Origin of the sequence: Umezawaea endophytica (assembly GCF_025061645.1) — a bacterium.
In the GTDB taxonomy this organism is placed as follows: Bacteria; Actinomycetota; Actinomycetes; order Mycobacteriales; family Pseudonocardiaceae; genus Umezawaea; species Umezawaea endophytica.
Genome location: NZ_JANYMP010000006.1, coordinates 284270 through 301597, shown reverse-complemented (window position 1 = coordinate 301597; position 17328 = coordinate 284270). Strand labels below are relative to the sequence as shown.

Here is a 17328-nt window from a genome sequence, read left to right as displayed (position 1 = left end):
GAGGGGTGGATGTCCTCCTGTTCGTGCTGTACTACCTGCTGTTCTCGTTCTGGCTGCTGCTCACGGCACGTGTCGTGGTCGAGCTCGTCCGGTCGTTCGCCAGGGAGTGGCGTCCGGCCGGAGGGGTCGCGGTAGCCCTGGAGACCGTGTACACAGTGACCGATCCACCGATCCGCTTGTTCCGCCGGGTCATACCGACGGTGCGGATCGGGGGCATCGGGCTGGACTTGTCCATTATTGTGCTGTTGCTGCTCGTTATCATTCTGATGCGAACGGCAGATCCCAGGTGACGGGGACCAGGGATGCCAACAGCCCAGGAGTGCGTGAGGTGATCTGATGCCGTTGACCCCCGCTGACGTGCACAATGTTGCATTCAGCAAGCCACCGATTGGCAAGCGGGGCTACAACGAGGACGAGGTGGACGCGTTCCTCGACCTGGTTGAGGGCGAGCTCGCCCGCCTGATCGAGGAGAACAACGAGCTGCGCCAGCAGGTCGAACAGCTCGACCAGCAGGTCGAGACTGCGCGTGCCGACCTCGATGACGCCCGTGCCAAGGTCTCGGCCGGTCCCGTCGGCCCCAGCCGTGTCGTGGAGGAGCCCCGTCGCCTTGCGCCGGTGCCCCCGCCCTCGGTCATGGAGCAGACCTCCCCTGGCGGCGGTGGTGACCACCACGTCCAGGCGGCCAAGGTCCTCGGGCTGGCCCAGGAGATGGCCGACAGGCTGACCGGCGAGGCGAAGGCCGAAGCCGACGGCATGCTGTCGGAGGCCCGGACCAAGTCCGAGCAGTTGCTGTCCGAGGCGCGGGCCAAGGCGGACACCATGGTCAACGAGGCGCGCACGCGTGCCGAGACCATGTTGAACGACGCCCGTACGCGTTCGGAGACGCTGGAGCGGCAGGCCCGTGAGAAGGCCAGCGCGCTCGACCGGGACGCCCAGCGCAAGCACGCCGAGGTGATGGGCAACATCACGTCGGAGAAGAACGCGCTGGAGAAGCAGATCGACAAGTTGCAGACGTTCGAGCGCGAGTACCGCACGAGGCTCAAGACCATGCTGGAATCCTCTCTGCGCGACCTCCAGGACCGCGGCCCCGCCGCGCCGTCCGACGGTCGCGCCGGTGGCCAGCAGGGCTACTCGTTCGGCGCGCGCGCCGAGGCGGGCTGATCATCCACAAAAGGCGTACCGCGCTGAACTAGGGTGCGGATCGTGCTCTACACAGTTCTACTGCTGGTACTGGCAGCCCTCGGGTTGCTCGTCCCCGCGCTGACCACCGCCCAGCACGTCTGGGCGTGGTTGTCCGTGGGTGCGAGCGGAGCGGCCGCGTGCGTCCTGGTACTCGACTGGTGGCTCCGCCGCCGCTCGCCCCACGACACCGCGTCCACCCCGAAGGCTGCCAGTACCGCTGTCATTGATCAAAAGATTAGCGCTGATGATCAAGACCGGCAGGACCGGGCCCCCACCGCCCCCACCATTTCGCCCGATCAGGGCACCGAGCCGCTCGAGGAAGACACCGACGCGGCCGACCTGCTCACAGTCACCGACCTCACCACCGAGGTACGAGTACTCGACGAGCGCCCCAGGTACCACCTCGAAACCTGCCAGTGGCTGGCCAACCGCCCAACCCTGCCACTCCCAATCAACGAGGCAAGACAACTCGGCTTCACCCCGTGCGCCCTCTGCACCCCGGACAACACCCTCGCCGAAGCCCACCGCACCCAACGCCGCTCGTAGCACCCACTCTCACCTCCACCCAGAACACGAGCCCCGACGCCAAACGGTTCACTCGATCGGGTGGCAAAGGTGACAGGGGGCGGGAGGGGCCGGGGAGACAGCCAGCGAGGACACGCCAGGCGCTGGTGGGGACTGATCACGCAGATGGCTTTGGTGGGACCGACCGCCGGAAGCACCGACCGCACAGATGGGCTTGGCGGTATGGGCCGCTGGAAGGGCTGCTCACGTTGGCGGCTGAGCCGCTGGAAGCGCTAGCCCACTAGCTGGCTAGCCCACTAACTGCACTGGCCGGTAGTGGCGCCGCCAACGGTGCCTGCCCACCGCGCCCACCCACGCGCATGAAAGCCACTTGACCAGCAAAAACGAAGCCACCGCCCTAGAACCGTGGCCGATTTTACTTGGGGGATTCGACCCTTAAACTTTCGCCGGGCGGCAGCTTCACCCTCCGCCCTAAGTGCCCGGCGAAGGGTCGAATCTAGGGGCCCCAAGTCAAATCGGCCACACCACGCTGGAACGTGACCACCCACCCGCCACACCACGCCGGAACCGCAGCGATCCACCCGCCGACCACGCTGGAACCCGCAGCCACCCCCACGTGACCACCCCACAACCCCCAGCACCAAAATCCACCTCCCCCCATCCGGGAACAACCCCCTTCCCCCCAAGCGTTAAACTCAACCCAGGCACTGATCCGGCCATCACCGGGGAGCTTCCGGAAGAACGGGCCCACCAGCCTCAGTAGAACCGGACGGGATCGGCCCGTCACAGCCGTCACAGAGTGGCCGTCGCGCGAGCGTCGGCAAGCGGGGTGGTACCGCGGTGCGCCGAGCAGGTGCGTCGTCCCCGTGAGCCGGATCGACGCGCGAGGAGCAGCACCATGGCGTACCCCAAGGCGGGCGAGGGTTCAGTCCCGTCCCAGCCTTCCTTCCCCCAGGTGGAACAGGACGTTCTCGCCTACTGGAAGTCCGACGGCACCTTCCAGGCCAGCGTCGACCACCGCCCCGCGGGCGACAACGGCGGGAACGAGTTCGTCTTCTACGACGGCCCTCCCTTCGCCAACGGCCTCCCGCACTACGGCCACCTCCTCACGGGTTACGTGAAGGACGTCGTCCCCCGCTACCAGACGATGCGCGGCAAGCACGTCGAGCGCCGCTTCGGCTGGGACACCCACGGCCTCCCGGCCGAGGTGGAGGCGGAGAAGCAGCTCGGCATCTCGCACAAGAGCGAGATCGAGGCCATGGGCATCGAGAAGTTCAACGACGCCTGCCGCACCTCGGTCCTCCAGTACGCCGACCAGTGGCGCGACTACGTGACCCGCCAGGCCCGCTGGGTCGACTTCGACAACGACTACAAGACCCTCGACCTGGACTACATGGAGTCCGTCATGTGGGCCTTCAAGTCGCTGTTCGACAAGGGGCTGATCTACGAGGGTTTCCGCGTGCTCTGGTACTGCTGGCGCTGCGAGACGCCGCTGTCCAACACCGAGACCAAGATGGACGACGTCTACCGCGACCGCCAGGACCCGGCCGTCACGGTCGGCCTGCGCCTGGAGACGGGCGAGCTGGCCCTCATCTGGACGACGACCCCGTGGACGTTGCCGAGCAACCTCGCCGCGGCCGTGCACCCGGACGTCGACTACGTGACCGTCGAGGCGAACGGCGAGCGCTACCTCCTCGCCGAGGCCCGCGTCCCCGCGTACGCCCGTGAGCTGGGGGAGGAGCCGCCGGTCGTCGCCCGGATCAAGGGCGCGGACCTGGTCGGCCGCAAGTACGCGCCGCCGTTCGACTTCTTCGTCGGCCGCGAGAACGCCCACCAGGTGCTCGCCGCGGACTACGTCACCACCGAGGACGGCACGGGCATCGTGCACATCGCCCCCGCGTTCGGTGAGGACGACAAGGTCGTCACGGACGCCGCGGGCATCGAGGTCGTCGTCCCGGTCGGCCCCAACGGCGAGTTCACCGCCGAGGTGCCGCCGTACCAGGGCGTGCACGTGTTCGAGGCGAACAAGGCGATCATCCGCGACCTCAAGGCCGCCGGTCTGCTGCTGCGCCACGAGACCTACGACCACCCGTACCCGCACTGCTGGCGCTGCGACAACCCGCTGATCCAGCGGGCCGTGTCGGCGTGGTTCGTCGCCGTGTCCCGGTTCAAGGACCGGATGGTCGAGGTCAACCAGCAGATCAACTGGGTGCCCGAGCACATCAAGGACGGCCAGTTCGGCAAGTGGCTGGAGAACGCGCGCGACTGGAACATCTCGCGCAACCGGTTCTGGGGCTCGCCGCTGCCCGTGTGGGTGTCGGACGACCCGGAGTTCCCGCGTGTCGACGTCTACGGCTCGCTGGACGAGCTGGAGCGCGACTTCGGCACGCGTCCGACGGACCTGCACCGCCCGCACGTCGACCTGCTGACCCGCCCGAACCCGGACGACCCGTCCGGGAAGTCGACCATGCGCCGGGTGCCCGAGGTGCTGGACTGCTGGTTCGAGTCCGGCTCGATGTCGTTCGCCCAGGTCCACTACCCGTTCGAGAACGCCGAGTGGTTCGACGACCACTTCCCCGGTGACTTCATCGTCGAGTACAACGGCCAGACGCGCGGCTGGTTCTACACGATGCACGTGCTGGCCACGGCGCTGTTCGACCGGCCCGCGTTCGTGAACGTGCTGGCGCACGGCATCGTGCTGGGCGACGACGGGCAGAAGATGTCCAAGTCGCGCAAGAACTACCCGGACGTCAACGAGGTGTTCGACCGCGACGGCTCGGACGCCATGCGCTGGTTCCTGATGTCCTCGCCGATCCTCCGCGGCGGCGACCTGGTGGTGACGGAGCGGGGCATCCGCGACGCCGTCCGCCAGGCCGTGCTGCCGCTGTGGAACTCCTGGTACTTCCTGGCGCTGTACTCCAACGCCGCGGGCCGCGAGGGCACCTCGCGCACGGACTCCCAGAACGTGCTCGACCGGTACGTCCTGGCGAAGACGCACGACCTCGTGCGGGACGTGCAGGCCGCGATGGACGTGTACGACATCTCCGGGTCGTGCGCGCAGATCCGCGAGTTCCTGGAGGTGCTGACCAACTGGTACGTGCGCCGGTCGCGCGACCGCTTCTGGGCCGGTGACGCCGACGCGATCGACACCCTGCACACCGTGCTGGAGGTCGTGAGCCGGGTCGCCGCGCCGCTGCTGCCGTTGACGACCGAGGTCGTCTGGCGGGGGCTGACCGGTGGCCGTTCGGTGCACCTGGCCGACTTCCCGGTCGCGGCCGACCTGCCCGCCGACGCCGCGCTGGTCACGGCGATGGACCGGGTGCGGCAGATCGCGTCCACGGCGTCGTCGCTGCGGAAGGCGAACAAGCTGCGCGTCCGGCTGCCGCTGGCGAAGCTGGTCATCGCCGCCGACGAGGTCGCGTCGCTGGAGCCGTTCGCGGGCATCCTGCGCGACGAGGTCAATGTCAAGGCGGTCGAGCTGACCACGGACGTCGACGCGCACGGCCACTTCCAGCTCGCGGTCAACGCCCGCGCGGCCGGTCCCCGGATCGGGCGCGAGGTGCAGACGGTGATCAAGGCCGTGAAGGCCGGTGACTGGACGACGACCGAGTCCGGCGCGATCGTCGCCGCGGGCATCGAGCTGTTCCCGGAGGAGTACGAGCAGCGGCTCGTCGCCACCGACCCGGCCGCCACGGCCGCGCTGCCGGGCGGCGGTGGCCTGGTCGTGCTCGACACCGTCGTCAGCCCCGAGCTGGCCGACGAGGGCGTCGCGCGCGACCTGGTCCGCGTGGTCCAGCAGGCCCGCAAGGACGCCGACCTGGACGTGTCGGACCGGATCGTGCTGACCTTGCAGGTGCCGGAGTCGGTCGTCGGCGCGGTCCGCACGCACGAGGCGTTCCTCGCGGGCGAGACCCTGGCCGACACGGTCGCCCACGGCGAGGTCGCCGAGGGTTCCGACGGCGTCGTCGGCGATGGCGTGAAGGTCCGGGTGCACGTCACCCGGAGCTGATCCGCTCGCACGACGAAGGGCGCCTGCTCCGGCAGGCGCCCTTCGTCGTGGAAGCGCTCGACCAGGGCGTCCTCCCCAACACCCAACCCGACCGGCTACTTGGACTCGACCCGCCCGATCGCGTCGGGACCCGTGGTCAACACAGACGCCACGTCCTGCCAGGCGGTGTCACCGGGGTACAGCTCCCCACGCAGGTAGGCGGCGGTGAGCCGGGCGACGGCGGTCACCCGCGCGGGGTTCTCGTCCGTGGTCTCGGCGACGTCGTACCCGGAGATCCCGCCCAACCCGTGCTCGGCGTCGAACACCGTCAGCAGGGTCTTGGGACCGGGCGAGAGGTGGAACGGGTCGGCATGCCAGTCCGGCCCCGCGACCGTCAGGTGGGTGGAGGTGTCCTTGTCACCGGCGACCACCAGCGCGGGCGCGCTCATCTCGGAGAAGTCCATGGTCAGGAAGAACGGGTAGTGCTCGGCCACGAACTCGGTCACGGCGTCGCCGCCCCGGCCGGGCGCGGCCAGCAGCACGCCCGCCTTGATCCTGGGGTCGGCCAGGGTGACGACACCGGTCCGGTCGGTCAGCCGCGCGCCCAGCAGGAGGCTCGCGGTGTGCCCGCCCATCGAGTGCCCGGCCACGGCGACCCGACTCCGGTCCAGGCGTCCGCGGAGTTGCGGCACGGCCTCCTCGACGGCGTCGAGCCGGTCGAGGACCAGCGTCATGTCCGTGGCCCGCGAACGCCAGTGCAGCGGCTCGTCGGGGTTGTCGCCGAGGTCCAGCGTCCGGGAGCTGAGGTGGGTGGGCTGGATGACGACGAAGCCGTGCGCCGCCCAGTGGTCGACGAGCGGCGCGTAGCCGTTGAGCGACGAGAGGTGGTTCGAGTGCCCCTGGCCGTGCGAGAGCAGGATGATCGGCAGGTCGCCGCCGGTCGTCGGGGCGGAGACCCGGAGCCGCAGGTCCACCGCGCGGCCGGGCGCGGGCAGCACCACCGGGCTGACCGAGAGGACGGGTGCGGGGGTCGCTTCACCCATGATGGGAGTTCCCTTCCGTAGGCTTCGCGGGTGGTCGTGCCGACCACGAGGTAAGCGGAGCGTTGTTCCAGTTACGATACGGAACGTCGTTCCGCTTTGTCAACGACCGTCGGGAGGAGAGCGTGGTGTCGACAGCGAGCCCATCAGGGGAACTGCCCGCCAAGAGCAAGCGGGCCGACGCGGTGCGCAACCAGCAGACGCTGCTCACCGCCGCGGCGGCGGTGTTCGTCACCTCCGGCGTCGACGCGCCGATCCGGGAGATCGCCACCAGGGCGGGCGTGGGGATGGGCACGATCTACCGCCACTTCCCGACGCGGGCCGACCTCGTCGTCGCGGTCTACCGCCACCAGGTCGAGGCGTGCGCCGAGGCCGGGCCCGCGCTGCTGGCCGCCACCGACTCCCCGTTCGAGGCGTTCCGCCAGTGGGTCGACCTGTTCGTCGACTTCCTGGTCACCAAGCACGGCCTCGCCAACGCCATGCAGTCCGACAGCAGCGGCTTCGCGGCGCTGCACGCGTACTTCCTCGACCGGCTGGGGCCCGTGTGCGTGCGGATGCTCGACGCCGCGGTCGAGGCGGGCGAGGTCACGCCCGGCATCCAGGCCTACGAGCTGATGCGCGGCATCGGCAACCTCTGCGCCGGACGTGACGGCGACCCGCGCTACGACCCCCGCACCCTGGTCGCGCTGCTCCTCCGGGGGCTGAGGCCGGACTAGCGCTCCAGTTCCGCCCGCAGGTTCTTCAGGCACCGGCCGCGCGTGGGGCCGATGCTGCCGCGCGGCATCACCAGCGCGCGGGACACGGCCTCGTACTGCGCCCGCCCCTCCAGCACGGTGAGGCGCAGCAGTTCCTGGCAGCGGCGGGGGAGGCGGCCGAACGCGGCCCACAGGGTGCGGTCGCGCTCGTCGCGCAGCGCCTCGACCTCGGGCAGGCCGAAGTCCGACGGCACCTCCTCGGTCTCCCCGACGGTGACCCGCTTCGACTCGGGCCACGTGCGGCGGGACTCGCGGCGGGCCGTCACGACCAGCCAGGCGACCAGGGCACGGGGTTCGCGCATGCGGTGCAGGTGCCGCAGGAAGCCGAGCCACACGTTCTGCGCCACGTCCTCCGCCGCCTGCCGGTCGAGGCCGTTGCCCCTGGCGACGTGCCAGAGCAGCGGTGTCAGGTCGGCCACGAGAGCGTCCAGGGCCTTGCGGTCGCCGCCGCGCGCGGCCTGGAGGCACGCCGCGTGCCGGTCGATCCCGGTCAGGTCTTCCCACGGGGTGTCAGGGGTCTCGATCAACGTCCACCACCATCCGAACGGCACCGTGCGGAGCCGACCATACGGTAGCGTATGGACCGTGGCCGAGCGGAGACGACGGACACGGGACGACTGGACCCGTGCGGCGCTTCAGGCGCTGGCCGAGGGCGGTCTCGCCGCCGTGGCGGTCGAACCGCTGGCCGCCCGCGTCGGCGCCACGAAGGGCAGCGCGTACTGGCACTTCCCCAACCGCGACGCGCTCCTCCTCGCGACGGTCGAGCGCTGGGAGCGCGAGCACCTGGAGGAGATGCGGGCGCTGGTCCGCGACGCGACCGAGCCCGCGGAACGGCTGCGGCTGATCTTCGGCCGGGTGCTGGACGAGTGCGGCGGCGGCTGCGCGGTCGAGTCGGCGCTGCTGGCCGCCGCGGACGACCCGATCGTCGCGCCGATCCTCAGGCGGGTCACCGACGGGCGCATCCGCTACCTGGAGGACCTGTTCCTCGCGCTCGGCTTCACGGTCGAGGCGAGCTGCCGCCGGGCCGTACTGGCGTACTCGGTCTACCTCGGGCAGGCGCAGTTGCGTGCGACGACACCGCACGTCGTGGGTGAGCAGGAGACGCTGCTCGCCGACACGCTGGTCGCGTTGAGCGCGCACGGCGGCCGGGACGAGGCCGTGGAGATCGACCCCGCCCCGGCCGGTCGGACCGGCTAGGAGGCCAGCGCCCAGACGGTGTGCGCGATGGCGTCGGCGTTCCGGTCGAGCGACGTCACGTTGATGTTCGCCGTGGTGTCGCAGGAGCGGTGGTAGCAGCGGTCGAAGGCGACGCCGGACGTGCCGCCCCACTTCGTCGCCTGCGCCGCGGTCTTGATCACCTCGGCGCCGGAGAACGTGCCGCCGGTGGCGATGCCCGCCCGCGCGAACGCGGCGTGGTCGGAGCGCCCGCCGACCTCGGTCAGCTCGGTCTGCACGCCGATCGAGGTGAAGTAGTTGACCAGCGTCTGCTGCACGGCCACCGACCCGGTGGGCTGGCTGGCGCCCGCGTAGACGAAGTAGCCGGGGTTCGGCGAGCCGGTCATGTCGAAGTTCAGGTAGGTCTTGATCTTCGACTTGTCCGCGGTGGACAACGAGTTCACGTAGAACGTCGAGCCGACGAGGCCGAGTTCCTCAGCGCCCCACCAGCCGAAGCGCAGGTGCTTCGAGAACGCGGCGCCGCTCGCCTTCGCGGCGAGCGCGACCTCCAGGATCGACGCCGAGCCGGTGCCGTTGTCGTTGATGCCGGGGCCCGCCGTGACGCTGTCCAGGTGGCCGCCGACCATCAGGATGTTGTTCAGGTCGCCGCCGGGCATGTCCGCGATCAGGTTGTAGCCCGTGGCACCGCTGCGGGTGAACGTCTGCACGCGGGTGGTGAACCCCGCCGCGTCCAGCTTCGCCTTGACCCAGTCGATGGACGCCTTGAAGCCCGGCCGTCCGTGGGCGCGGTTGCCGCCGTTGGCGGTCGCGATGCTCTGCAACTGGTTCAGGTCGGCCTGGATGGCGGACACCGAGATGTTCGGCGCCGCCAGCGCGGCGGGCGCGGAGACCGCGGTGGCGGACCCCGTGCCGATGAGAGCGGTGGTGATCATCAGGGCCGGGATCGACCGGCCGAGAGCTTTTCGGAGCTTCACGTTCGTCAACTCCATGCAGGGGAGTGGGTGGATCGGGTCGACGCCGGACAGGGGGTGGCGCGGCCCACTGATCAACGTGCACCGTCGGGACGCGTCTCGCTAGGTTCGTTCGGCTGGTTCGTGCCGCGACGGCCGAATCGTCCGTGACCCTGCGCACTGAAGTGAGGAAAGATCACCTGTCTGATTAGTCCAATTCAGTGGCGGCGGGGAACAATGGCGTCACCGTCGAGCAGGTCCGGGAGGTCGCGTTGGGAATCACGGCCATCCTGGGCATAGGCGCGGCCGTCCTCCTCGTCTCGGTGATCGCGGTGAGGCTGTCGACGAAGCTCGGCCTGCCGTCGCTGCTGCTGTACCTCGGCATCGGCGTGGTGCTCGGTGAGAGCGTGCTCGGGATCGACTTCGAGGACGCCGACCTGACCCGGTCGCTCGGCACCGTCGCACTGGTCCTGATCCTCGCCGAAGGTGGTCTCACCACGCGGTGGACGGCCGTGAAACCGGCTCTGGGCCTGGGGATCGCACTGTCCACTGTGGGCGTCGGCGTGAGCGTCGCGGTCACCGGCGCCGCGCTGCACCTGCTGCTGGGCCTCGACTGGCGGATGGCCCTGCTGTGGGGCGCGGTGCTGTCGTCCACCGACGCGGCGGCCGTGTTCAGCGTGCTGCGCGCGGTGGGCGTGAGCAAACGCCTGACCGGTGCGCTGGAACTCGAATCCGGCATCAACGACGCGCCCGTGTACATCGCCGTGGTGCTGCTCGCGTCGCCGGACCCGATCACCTGGACCGCGCCGCTGCTGCTCGTCTACGAACTCGTGCTCGGTGGGCTGATCGGGGTGGCGCTGGGCTGGATGGGTGCCGCCGCGCTGCGCCGGGCCGCGCTGCCCGCCACCGGCCTGTACCCGCTGGCGACCGTCGCCGTGTGCGTGTTCGCCTACACCGCCGGGGACCTGGCGCACGCGTCCGGCTTCCTCGCCGTGTACATCGCCGCGCTGGTGCTCGGGAACTCGCGCCTGCCCCACCGGTCGGACACGCTGTCGTTCGCCGAGGGCCTCGGCTGGCTGGCGCAGATCGGGCTGTTCGTGCTGCTCGGCCTGTTCGCCTCGCCGGGCCGGGTGCTGGACGCCCTGGTGCCCGCGCTGGTCGCCGGGGCGGTGCTGGTGCTGCTGGCCCGGCCGCTGTCGGTGGCGCTGGCCGCGATCCCGTTCAAGGTGCCGTGGCGGGAACAGGTGTTCATCTCCTGGTCCGGTCTGCGCGGCGCGGTGCCCATCGTGTTCGCGCTGATCCCGGTGATCCAGGGCGTGCCGGGCTCGCAGGCCTTGGTGGACGCGGTGTTCGTCCTCGTGGTCGTGCTGACCCTGTTGCAGGGCAGCACCTTGCCCGCGCTGGCGAAGCTGCTCGGGTTGGTGCGCGCGGGGGAGGCGCACGAGGTGCACGTGGACTCGGCGCCACTGGACGAACTGGGCGCGGAACTGCTCCAGGTGCGGATCCAGCAGGGGTCGAAGCTGCACGGCGTGTACCTGTCGGAACTCCGCCTGCCGCCGGGGGCCGTGGTGAGCCTGATCGCCCGTGGCGGCAAGGGTTTCACGCCCCAGCCGACCACCCGCCTCCAGGTGGACGACCAGTTGCTCGTGGTGTCGACCGAGGCCGCCCGCGACGCCGCCGAGAAGAGGCTGCGGTCGATCGACCGGGCGGGCCGGTACGCCCGGTGGAAGGGCGAGGACGGCGGGAAACCGGCGTTTCCCAGTATCTGAGCGGGGCTCGACGGACGGCGTGCCCGTCGGTTAACGTCGTTGACGAAAGGTCATGAGTGCCAGCGCGAAGCCCGTGCTAGCTGGCCGGCAACCCTCCTCCGCGGTGGGGTGCCCACGGTGAAGACCTGGCCCGGCGCGCAGCGCGTCCGGGCAAGCGCGGGCCCACGCCGGGTCCCCGGGACCCGAAGGGCCGTCACCATGACCATCGCCATCCCCCGCAGCACCGCTCCCGCCATCCCCGGTGTTGTCGGGTCCTCCCTGAGCGTGCCCCTGGTGACCGGGGAACGCGTGGAGTACGCCAACCTCGACCACGCGGCCAGCGCGCCCTGTCTGGAGCAGGTGCGGGACGCGGTCGACGAGCTGCTGCCCTGGTACGCCAGCGTGCACCGCGGCGCGGGCTTCGCCTCGCAGGTGTCGACGCGGGTGTACGAGCAGGCGCGGGACTCCGTGCGCCGCTTCGTGAACGCCCGCTCCACCGAGGCCGTCGTGTTCACCCGCAACACCACCGACGCGCTGAACCTGTTGGCGCGCAGCCTTCCCCGGCACACCTCGGTCGTGCTGTTCGACGCCGAGCACCACGCGGCGCTGCTGCCGTGGCGCGGCCCGAACGTGCGCCGGATCGCCACCCCGTCGTCGGCCGAGGCCGCCGTCGCCGTGCTGGACCGCGAACTCGCGTCCTGCCCCGTCGGCCCGCGCCTGGTCGTGGTGACCGGCGCGTCGAACGTGACCGGCGAGGTGTGGCCCGTCGCCGAACTCGCGAAGGTCGCCCGCAGGCACGGCGCGCGGATCGCGCTGGACGCCGCGCAGTTCGCCCCGCACCGCCCGGTGGACGTGCGGGCGCTGGACGTCGACTACACCGTGTTCTCCGGCCACAAGGTCTACGCCCCCTTCGGCTCCGGCGTGCTCGTCGGCCGGTCCGACTGGTTGCAGGCCGCGGAGCCGTACCTCGTCGGCGGTGGCGCCACCAAGCTCGTGACCGACCACGGCGACCGCCTCGGCGTGGCCTGGTCCGCGGTGCCCGAGCGGCACGAGGCCGGGTCGCCGAACGTGGTCGGCGTGCACGCGCTGGCCGTGGCCTGCGACGTGCTCGGGCGCCACTGGGAGCAGACCGTCGAGCACGAGCGGGTGCTGCTCGCCCGGCTGCGCGCCGGGCTGGCGACCATCCCCGGCCTGAGCGAGCTGAGCCTGTTCGGGGCCGACCACGACCGGGTCGGCGTCGTCAGCTTCACCATCAGCGGCCACGACGCCGGGTACGTCGCCGCCGCGCTGTCCGCCGAGCACGGCATCGGCGTCCGGGACGGGGCGTTCTGCGCCCACGTCGCCGTGACCCGGCTGCTGGACGAGGCCGGCGCGCACGAGCAGCGGGCGCTGCGCGCGTCGCTGGGCCTGGGCAGCACCGAGGACCACGTGGACCGGCTGGTCGCGGCCCTGCGCTCCCTCGTGGCCGAGGGGCCGAAGTGGAGCTACGTCCAGCGCGACGGGCGCTGGGTGCCGGAAAACGACTCGCGCCCGCTCCCGCCGTTCCTGTCCTGAGCGGCTGCTGGGACAATGGGTGGGTGTCCACCCAACCCGATGTCGACGTGACGCCTGCCGCGCTGCCTCGGCGGCGGCTGGTGCTGCTCGCGGTGGTGGCCATCCTGGTGCTCGGCTCGGACGTGTTCAGCAAGATCGCCGCGGTCGCCTTCCTGGAAGGCCGTGAGCCGGTCGAGTTGCTGGGTGGCGTGCTGTACCTGCCGCTGATCCGCAACGGCGGCGCCGCGTTCGGGCTCGCCGAGGGCTGGACCGCCGTGCTCGCGCTGATCTCGCTCGGCGTGGTCGGGTTCATCGTGTGGATCGCGCGGAAGCTGCGGTCCGGACCGTGGGCCGTCGGCCTCGGGCTGGTGCTCGGCGGCGCGCTCGGCAACCTGGGCGACCGGATCTTCCGGGCGCCGGGGCCGCTGCGCGGGCACGTGGTGGACTTCCTGTCCCTGTTCGACCCCTACGGCCGGGTGTGGCCGGTGTTCAACCTCGCCGACTCGGCCATCTGCGTTGGCGGGGTGCTCATCGTGACGATGGCGCTGCTCCAGCGCGACTACGACGGCACTCGTGCTGTGAAGAAGGAAAAAGGATGAGCGGGTATCGCACCCTGCCCGTGCCGGACGGTCTCGACGGGATGCGCGTCGACGCCGGACTGGCGAAGCTGCTCGGGTTGTCGCGGACGGCCGTCGCCGCGCTGACCGAGTCCGGTGACGTGGTGCTGGACGGTCAGCCCGCCGGGAAGTCGGACCGGCTGATGGCCGGGTCAACCCTCGAGGTGACCCTGCCCGAGCCGCCCCGGCCGGTGGAGATCCAGGCCGTGAAGGTCGAGGGCCTCGTCGTGCTGTACCAGGACGACGACATCATCGTGGTGGACAAGCCCGTCGGGGTCGCCGTCCACCCCAGCCCCGGCTGGACCGGCCCGACCGTTGTCGGCGGGTTGGCGGGCGCGGGCATCCACGTCGCCACCTCCGGTGCCGCCGAGCGCCAGGGCGTGGTGCACCGGCTCGACGTCGGGACCACCGGCGTGATGGTGGTGGCCAAGTCGGAGAACGCGTACTCGGCGTTGAAGCACGCGTTCAAGGAACGGACCGTGGACAAGCTGTACCACGCGCTGGTCCAGGGGCACCCGGACCCGATCAAGGGGACCATCGACGCCCCCATCGACCGGCACCCCAAGCACGACTACAAGTTCGCCGTGATGGCCAACGGGCGCCCCAGCATCACGCACTACGAGGTCGTCGAGGCGTTCCGGGCAGCGTCGCTGCTGGACGTCCACCTGGAGACCGGGCGCACGCACCAGATCCGGGTGCACTTCTCGGCGCTGCACCACCCGTGCGTCGGCGACCTGACGTACGGCGCGGACCCCACGCTGGCGAAGCGCTTGAAGATCACCCGCCAGTGGCTGCACGCCAGGACGCTCGGCTTCCACCACCCGGCCGACGGCCAGTGGGTGTCGTTCACGTCCGAGTACCCGGCCGACCTGGCCGACGCGCTGGAGCTGTTGCGAGCCGAGGGATAGGCCGCGGGGCCGATTTGACTTGGGGCCCCTAGATTTGCCCCTTCGTCGGACCAAAACGGCGGGAAGGTGAAGCCGCCGTCCGACGCAAGTTTAAGGGGCAAATCCCCCAAGTAAAATCGGCCGTGTCGATCGTTGGACGGCCGCGTCGATCAGCCGTCCATCAGTCGTCGATCGTCCAGACCAGCGTGTTCAGGTCGATCTCCGGCCGGGCGCTCCACCGGACCGCGGTGATCACGGTGTCCTCGGGCAGCACGTAGACGGTGTGGCCGCCCGCCGTCTCGCCCGGCTGGACGCCGATCTTGTGCGGTGGGCGGGACGAGAGGGACACCGGGGCCTTGGCCACCGGTTCGCCGGTGCGGGCCATCAGCACCAGGTACATGTCCGGCAGCGAGTTGAACGGGATCGTGCCGGTGTTGGTGAGCTCCGTGTGCACCACCACCGCGCGTTCGCCGTCCGCGAGCTTGTAGCCCGCCGCGGTGAAGAGGAAGTCCGCCGGATCCACGACCTCGATCAACTGGATCGAGAAGGTGGCGCCCTCCAGGCCCTCGGTCTCCAGCGAGGTGCCGATCTTGCCCGTGCGCTGGCCCGTCGCGCCCTTCGAGCCGCCGAACATCGGCTGCTGGTCGGTCCTGGCCCACGCCGCCGACTGGGGCGGACCCCAGGTCTGCTGCGGTTGTTGCTGCTGGCCGGGGGGCTGCTGAGCCGGGAAGGGCACGCTCGGGGGTGCCTGGTAGGGCGGGTACGGCCTCGGCGGGCCGGTGTAGCTGCCCCACGCCATGCTGTTGGCCAGTGCCGTTCGGATTCCGTTCGGATCGCACTCGACGCCCACGAGCAGCGGGAGGCCGCTGCCGGAGAGCGTGATCAACCTCGACGCGGCTTCGCGGGGGTCCATGCCCAGCCTCGCGGCTACCTCGTGCACGGCCGCACGGCCCATCTCCGCGATCATGGCGAGGAGGCGGGCGTCAACGGGATCAGGCGATACCACGATTCTCACGCTACCGGTCGCCGCTGATCACCGTGTGGTCGCCACCCCTGGCCGGGGTTACTGTCGAGGCCTCCGCCGGGGTGGAGGTGGTGCGGGTGACGGGCTCGTTCGTGCACCTCCACGTGCACACGGAGTACTCGGTGCTGGACGGGGCCGCTCGGGTCCCGGACCTGGTGGCCGAGTGCGCGCGGCTCGGCATGCCCGCCGTGGCGATCACCGACCACGGCGTCCTGCACGGCGCGCACGAGTTCCACCGGGCCGCCGTCGCCGCCGGGATCACGCCGGTCGTGGGGCTCGAGGCGTTCGTCGCGCCGACGTCGGGGGTCGAGGTCGACCGGGCGGGCGCGCACCTGACGCTGTGGGCTCGGGACGCGCGCGGGCTGCGGAACCTGCTGGCGCTGTCGAGTGCGGGGGTGGGGCGCCTGCCGCGCGTGGACGTCGAGGTGGTCGCCGCGCACTCGGCGGGCGTGATGGGGACGACCGGGTGCGCGTCCGGCGAGGTGGCCTCGCTGCTGCGGGCCGGGCGGGAGCGGGAGGCGCTCGACGTCGCGGCGCTGTGGCGGGACGTGTTCGGGGCGGACGACTTCTTCGTGGAACTGGTGGACCACGGCGTCCCCGGTGAGCGCGTGGTGCGGGACGGGCTGCTGCGGGTCGCGGCGAAGCTGGGCGCACCGGTCGTGGTGACCAACGACGTGCACCACGTGCGGGCCTCGGACGCCGCCGTGCAGGACGCGCTGCTGTCGCTGGGCTCGGGGAAGACGGTGCGGGACCCGTCGCGGTTCCGGCTCGGCGGCTCCGGCCACCACCTGAGGTCGGCCGAGGAGATGTACGCGCTCGACTCGTCCGACGCCTGGCAGGAGGGGTGCCGGAGGACGCTCGCGGTGGCCGAGCGGGTCGATCCGGCGGGGATGTTCGCACGGGGCGGGCCGGGTCCGTCCGTGGTCGACGACGTCGTGGCGTGGGCCGCGGGCAGCGGGGTGCTGGTCGGCGAGGGTCTTGAGGTCGACGAACGCCGTCGCGAGGACGTCCTGCGGCACCTGGGGGAGCGGTGGGGGTGGGACCGGGTCGCGCGGGTGGGGGCGTTCGCGCGGATCAGGGGTTCCGCGAGGCTGCCGCACCCGGACCTGGAGGGGCTGGTCCGGGACGTGGGCGTGGACCCGGTCGCGGTGGTCGTGGCCGGGGAAGCGCTCGTCGAGCGGGTCCCGCTCTGGACGCGACCCGGTGACGGCGCCCTCGTCACGCAGTTCGACCGGGAGGCGTGCGAGGCGCTGGGGTTCTCGGTGGTGGACCTGGTCGGCTCCGCCGAGGTGGCGCTGGTCGCCGACCTGCTGCGGAACGTCGTGCTCAACGGGAAGCCCGCGGTGGACCTGGGCGGCGTGCCCCGCGCTTCCTGGCTCGGGCACCTGGCCGAGTGCTACCCGGCCGAGCACCTGGCCGCTGTGGTGACGGCGGAGCCCGCGTCGGCCGCGGGCGCCGGGGTGCTGCCGCCGGACGTCAACCTGTCCCGCCGGGACTTCACGGCGGTCGGGTCCGACGTGCGGTACGGGCTGGGGGCGGTGCGGTTCGTCGCGGACGAGGTGGTCGACGCGATCGTGCGGGCGCGGGAGGAGCGGGGCCGGTTCGCGGACTTCTTCGACTTCCTGCGGAAGGTGGACCTCGGGGTGTGCGACCGGAAGGCGGTCGAGGCGCTGGTGAAGGCGGGGGCGTTCGACTCGCTCGGGCACCCGCGCAAGGGGCTGCACCTGGTGCACGGGCGGGCTTTCGACGCGGTGGTGGCCGCCAGCCTGGCCGAGGAGGGCGGGCAGCTCGGGCTGTTCGGCGGTGAGGAGTTCGACGTGGTCGTGCCGGACGAGTCGTGGACGCAGGATGAGCGGTTGACCGCGGAACGTGAGGTGCTGTCGTTCTGAGACACGGTCGGTGG

The 17328-nt window shown here is 71.1% G+C and carries 15 protein-coding genes and 1 riboswitch; of the genes, 11 read left to right on the top strand and 4 right to left on the bottom strand.

Annotated features, from left to right (window positions below; all coding sequences use genetic code 11):
* Positions 1-5 precede the first annotated feature (5 nt).
* The 4 genes from NZH93_RS15890 (at position 6) to ileS (ending at position 5716) form a co-directional block, all read left to right on the top strand.
* Positions 6-290, top strand: a complete 285-nt coding sequence (locus NZH93_RS15890; protein ID WP_259623836.1) for a YggT family protein — start codon at positions 6-8, stop codon at positions 288-290.
* A 46-nt stretch (positions 291-336) separates the two neighbouring features.
* A complete protein-coding gene (gene wag31 / locus NZH93_RS15885) occupies positions 337-1161 on the top strand; it encodes a DivIVA-like cell division protein Wag31 (RefSeq protein ID WP_259623835.1) in 825 nt (274 codons plus the stop codon).
* A 33-nt stretch (positions 1162-1194) separates the two neighbouring features.
* Complete coding sequence (locus tag NZH93_RS15880; RefSeq protein WP_308214207.1) at positions 1195-1728, top strand: hypothetical protein; 534 nt, start codon at positions 1195-1197, stop codon at positions 1726-1728.
* 877 nt (positions 1729-2605) lie between these two features.
* Positions 2606-5716 (top strand): isoleucine--tRNA ligase, encoded by a 3111-nt coding sequence (gene ileS, locus NZH93_RS15875; RefSeq protein WP_259623834.1) that lies wholly within the window; start codon positions 2606-2608, stop codon positions 5714-5716.
* Between the two features lie 95 nt (positions 5717-5811).
* Here ileS and NZH93_RS15870 read toward each other — a convergent pair whose 3' ends face one another.
* Positions 5812-6738 carry an alpha/beta hydrolase family protein gene (locus NZH93_RS15870; protein WP_259623833.1) on the bottom strand — a complete coding sequence of 309 codons (927 nt, stop codon included), beginning with the start codon at positions 6736-6738 and terminating at the stop codon, positions 5812-5814.
* A 125-nt stretch (positions 6739-6863) separates the two neighbouring features.
* On the opposite strand from NZH93_RS15870, the gene NZH93_RS15865 reads away from it, so the two are divergent.
* Positions 6864-7451 carry a TetR/AcrR family transcriptional regulator gene (locus NZH93_RS15865; protein ID WP_259623832.1) on the top strand — a complete coding sequence of 196 codons (588 nt, stop codon included), beginning with the start codon at positions 6864-6866 and terminating at the stop codon, positions 7449-7451.
* Here the strand turns inward: NZH93_RS15865 and NZH93_RS15860 are convergent.
* Entirely contained in the window at positions 7448-8017 is a 570-nt protein-coding gene (locus tag NZH93_RS15860) for an RNA polymerase sigma factor (protein WP_276023447.1), read from the bottom strand. The genes NZH93_RS15865 and NZH93_RS15860 overlap by 4 nt on opposite strands.
* Positions 8018-8075: 58 nt before the next feature.
* Between NZH93_RS15860 and NZH93_RS15855 the strand changes: the two genes are divergently transcribed.
* A complete protein-coding gene (locus NZH93_RS15855; RefSeq protein ID WP_259623831.1) occupies positions 8076-8687 on the top strand; it encodes a TetR/AcrR family transcriptional regulator in 612 nt (203 codons plus the stop codon).
* Here NZH93_RS15855 and NZH93_RS15850 read toward each other — a convergent pair.
* The gene (locus NZH93_RS15850; protein WP_259623830.1) at positions 8684-9655 is read right to left on the bottom strand and encodes a M28 family metallopeptidase; all 972 of its coding nucleotides are present in this window, start codon (positions 9653-9655) and stop codon (positions 8684-8686) included. The genes NZH93_RS15855 and NZH93_RS15850 overlap by 4 nt on opposite strands.
* A 239-nt stretch (positions 9656-9894) precedes the next feature.
* Here NZH93_RS15850 and NZH93_RS15845 point away from each other — a divergent pair, with 239 nt between their 5' ends.
* From NZH93_RS15845 to NZH93_RS15830, 4 genes are all read left to right on the top strand, one after another.
* Positions 9895-11385, top strand: a complete 1491-nt coding sequence (locus NZH93_RS15845) for a potassium/proton antiporter (RefSeq protein ID WP_372506652.1) — start codon at positions 9895-9897, stop codon at positions 11383-11385.
* 48 nt (positions 11386-11433) lie between these two features.
* Positions 11434-11548: riboswitch (SAM riboswitch) on the top strand.
* 35 nt (positions 11549-11583) lie between these two features.
* On the top strand, positions 11584-12918 hold the full coding sequence (locus tag NZH93_RS15840) for an aminotransferase class V-fold PLP-dependent enzyme (RefSeq protein ID WP_259623828.1): 1335 nt from the start codon (positions 11584-11586) through the stop codon (positions 12916-12918).
* A gap of 23 nt (positions 12919-12941) precedes the next feature.
* On the top strand, positions 12942-13496 hold the full coding sequence (gene lspA, locus NZH93_RS15835) for a signal peptidase II (RefSeq protein ID WP_259623827.1): 555 nt from the start codon (positions 12942-12944) through the stop codon (positions 13494-13496).
* Positions 13493-14422, top strand: a complete 930-nt coding sequence (locus NZH93_RS15830) for an RluA family pseudouridine synthase (protein WP_259623826.1) — start codon at positions 13493-13495, stop codon at positions 14420-14422. The genes lspA and NZH93_RS15830 overlap by 4 nt, the downstream gene beginning before the upstream one ends.
* Before the next feature lie 160 nt (positions 14423-14582).
* Here the strand turns inward: NZH93_RS15830 and NZH93_RS15825 are convergent, their stop codons facing one another.
* On the bottom strand, positions 14583-15407 hold the full coding sequence (locus NZH93_RS15825; protein ID WP_259623825.1) for an AsnC family protein: 825 nt from the start codon (positions 15405-15407) through the stop codon (positions 14583-14585).
* Between the two features lie 95 nt (positions 15408-15502).
* On the opposite strand from NZH93_RS15825, the gene NZH93_RS15820 reads away from it, so the two are divergent.
* Positions 15503-17314, top strand: coding sequence for a PHP domain-containing protein (locus NZH93_RS15820; protein WP_259623824.1), 1812 nt, complete (start codon positions 15503-15505; stop codon positions 17312-17314).
* Positions 17315-17328 lie beyond the last annotated feature (14 nt).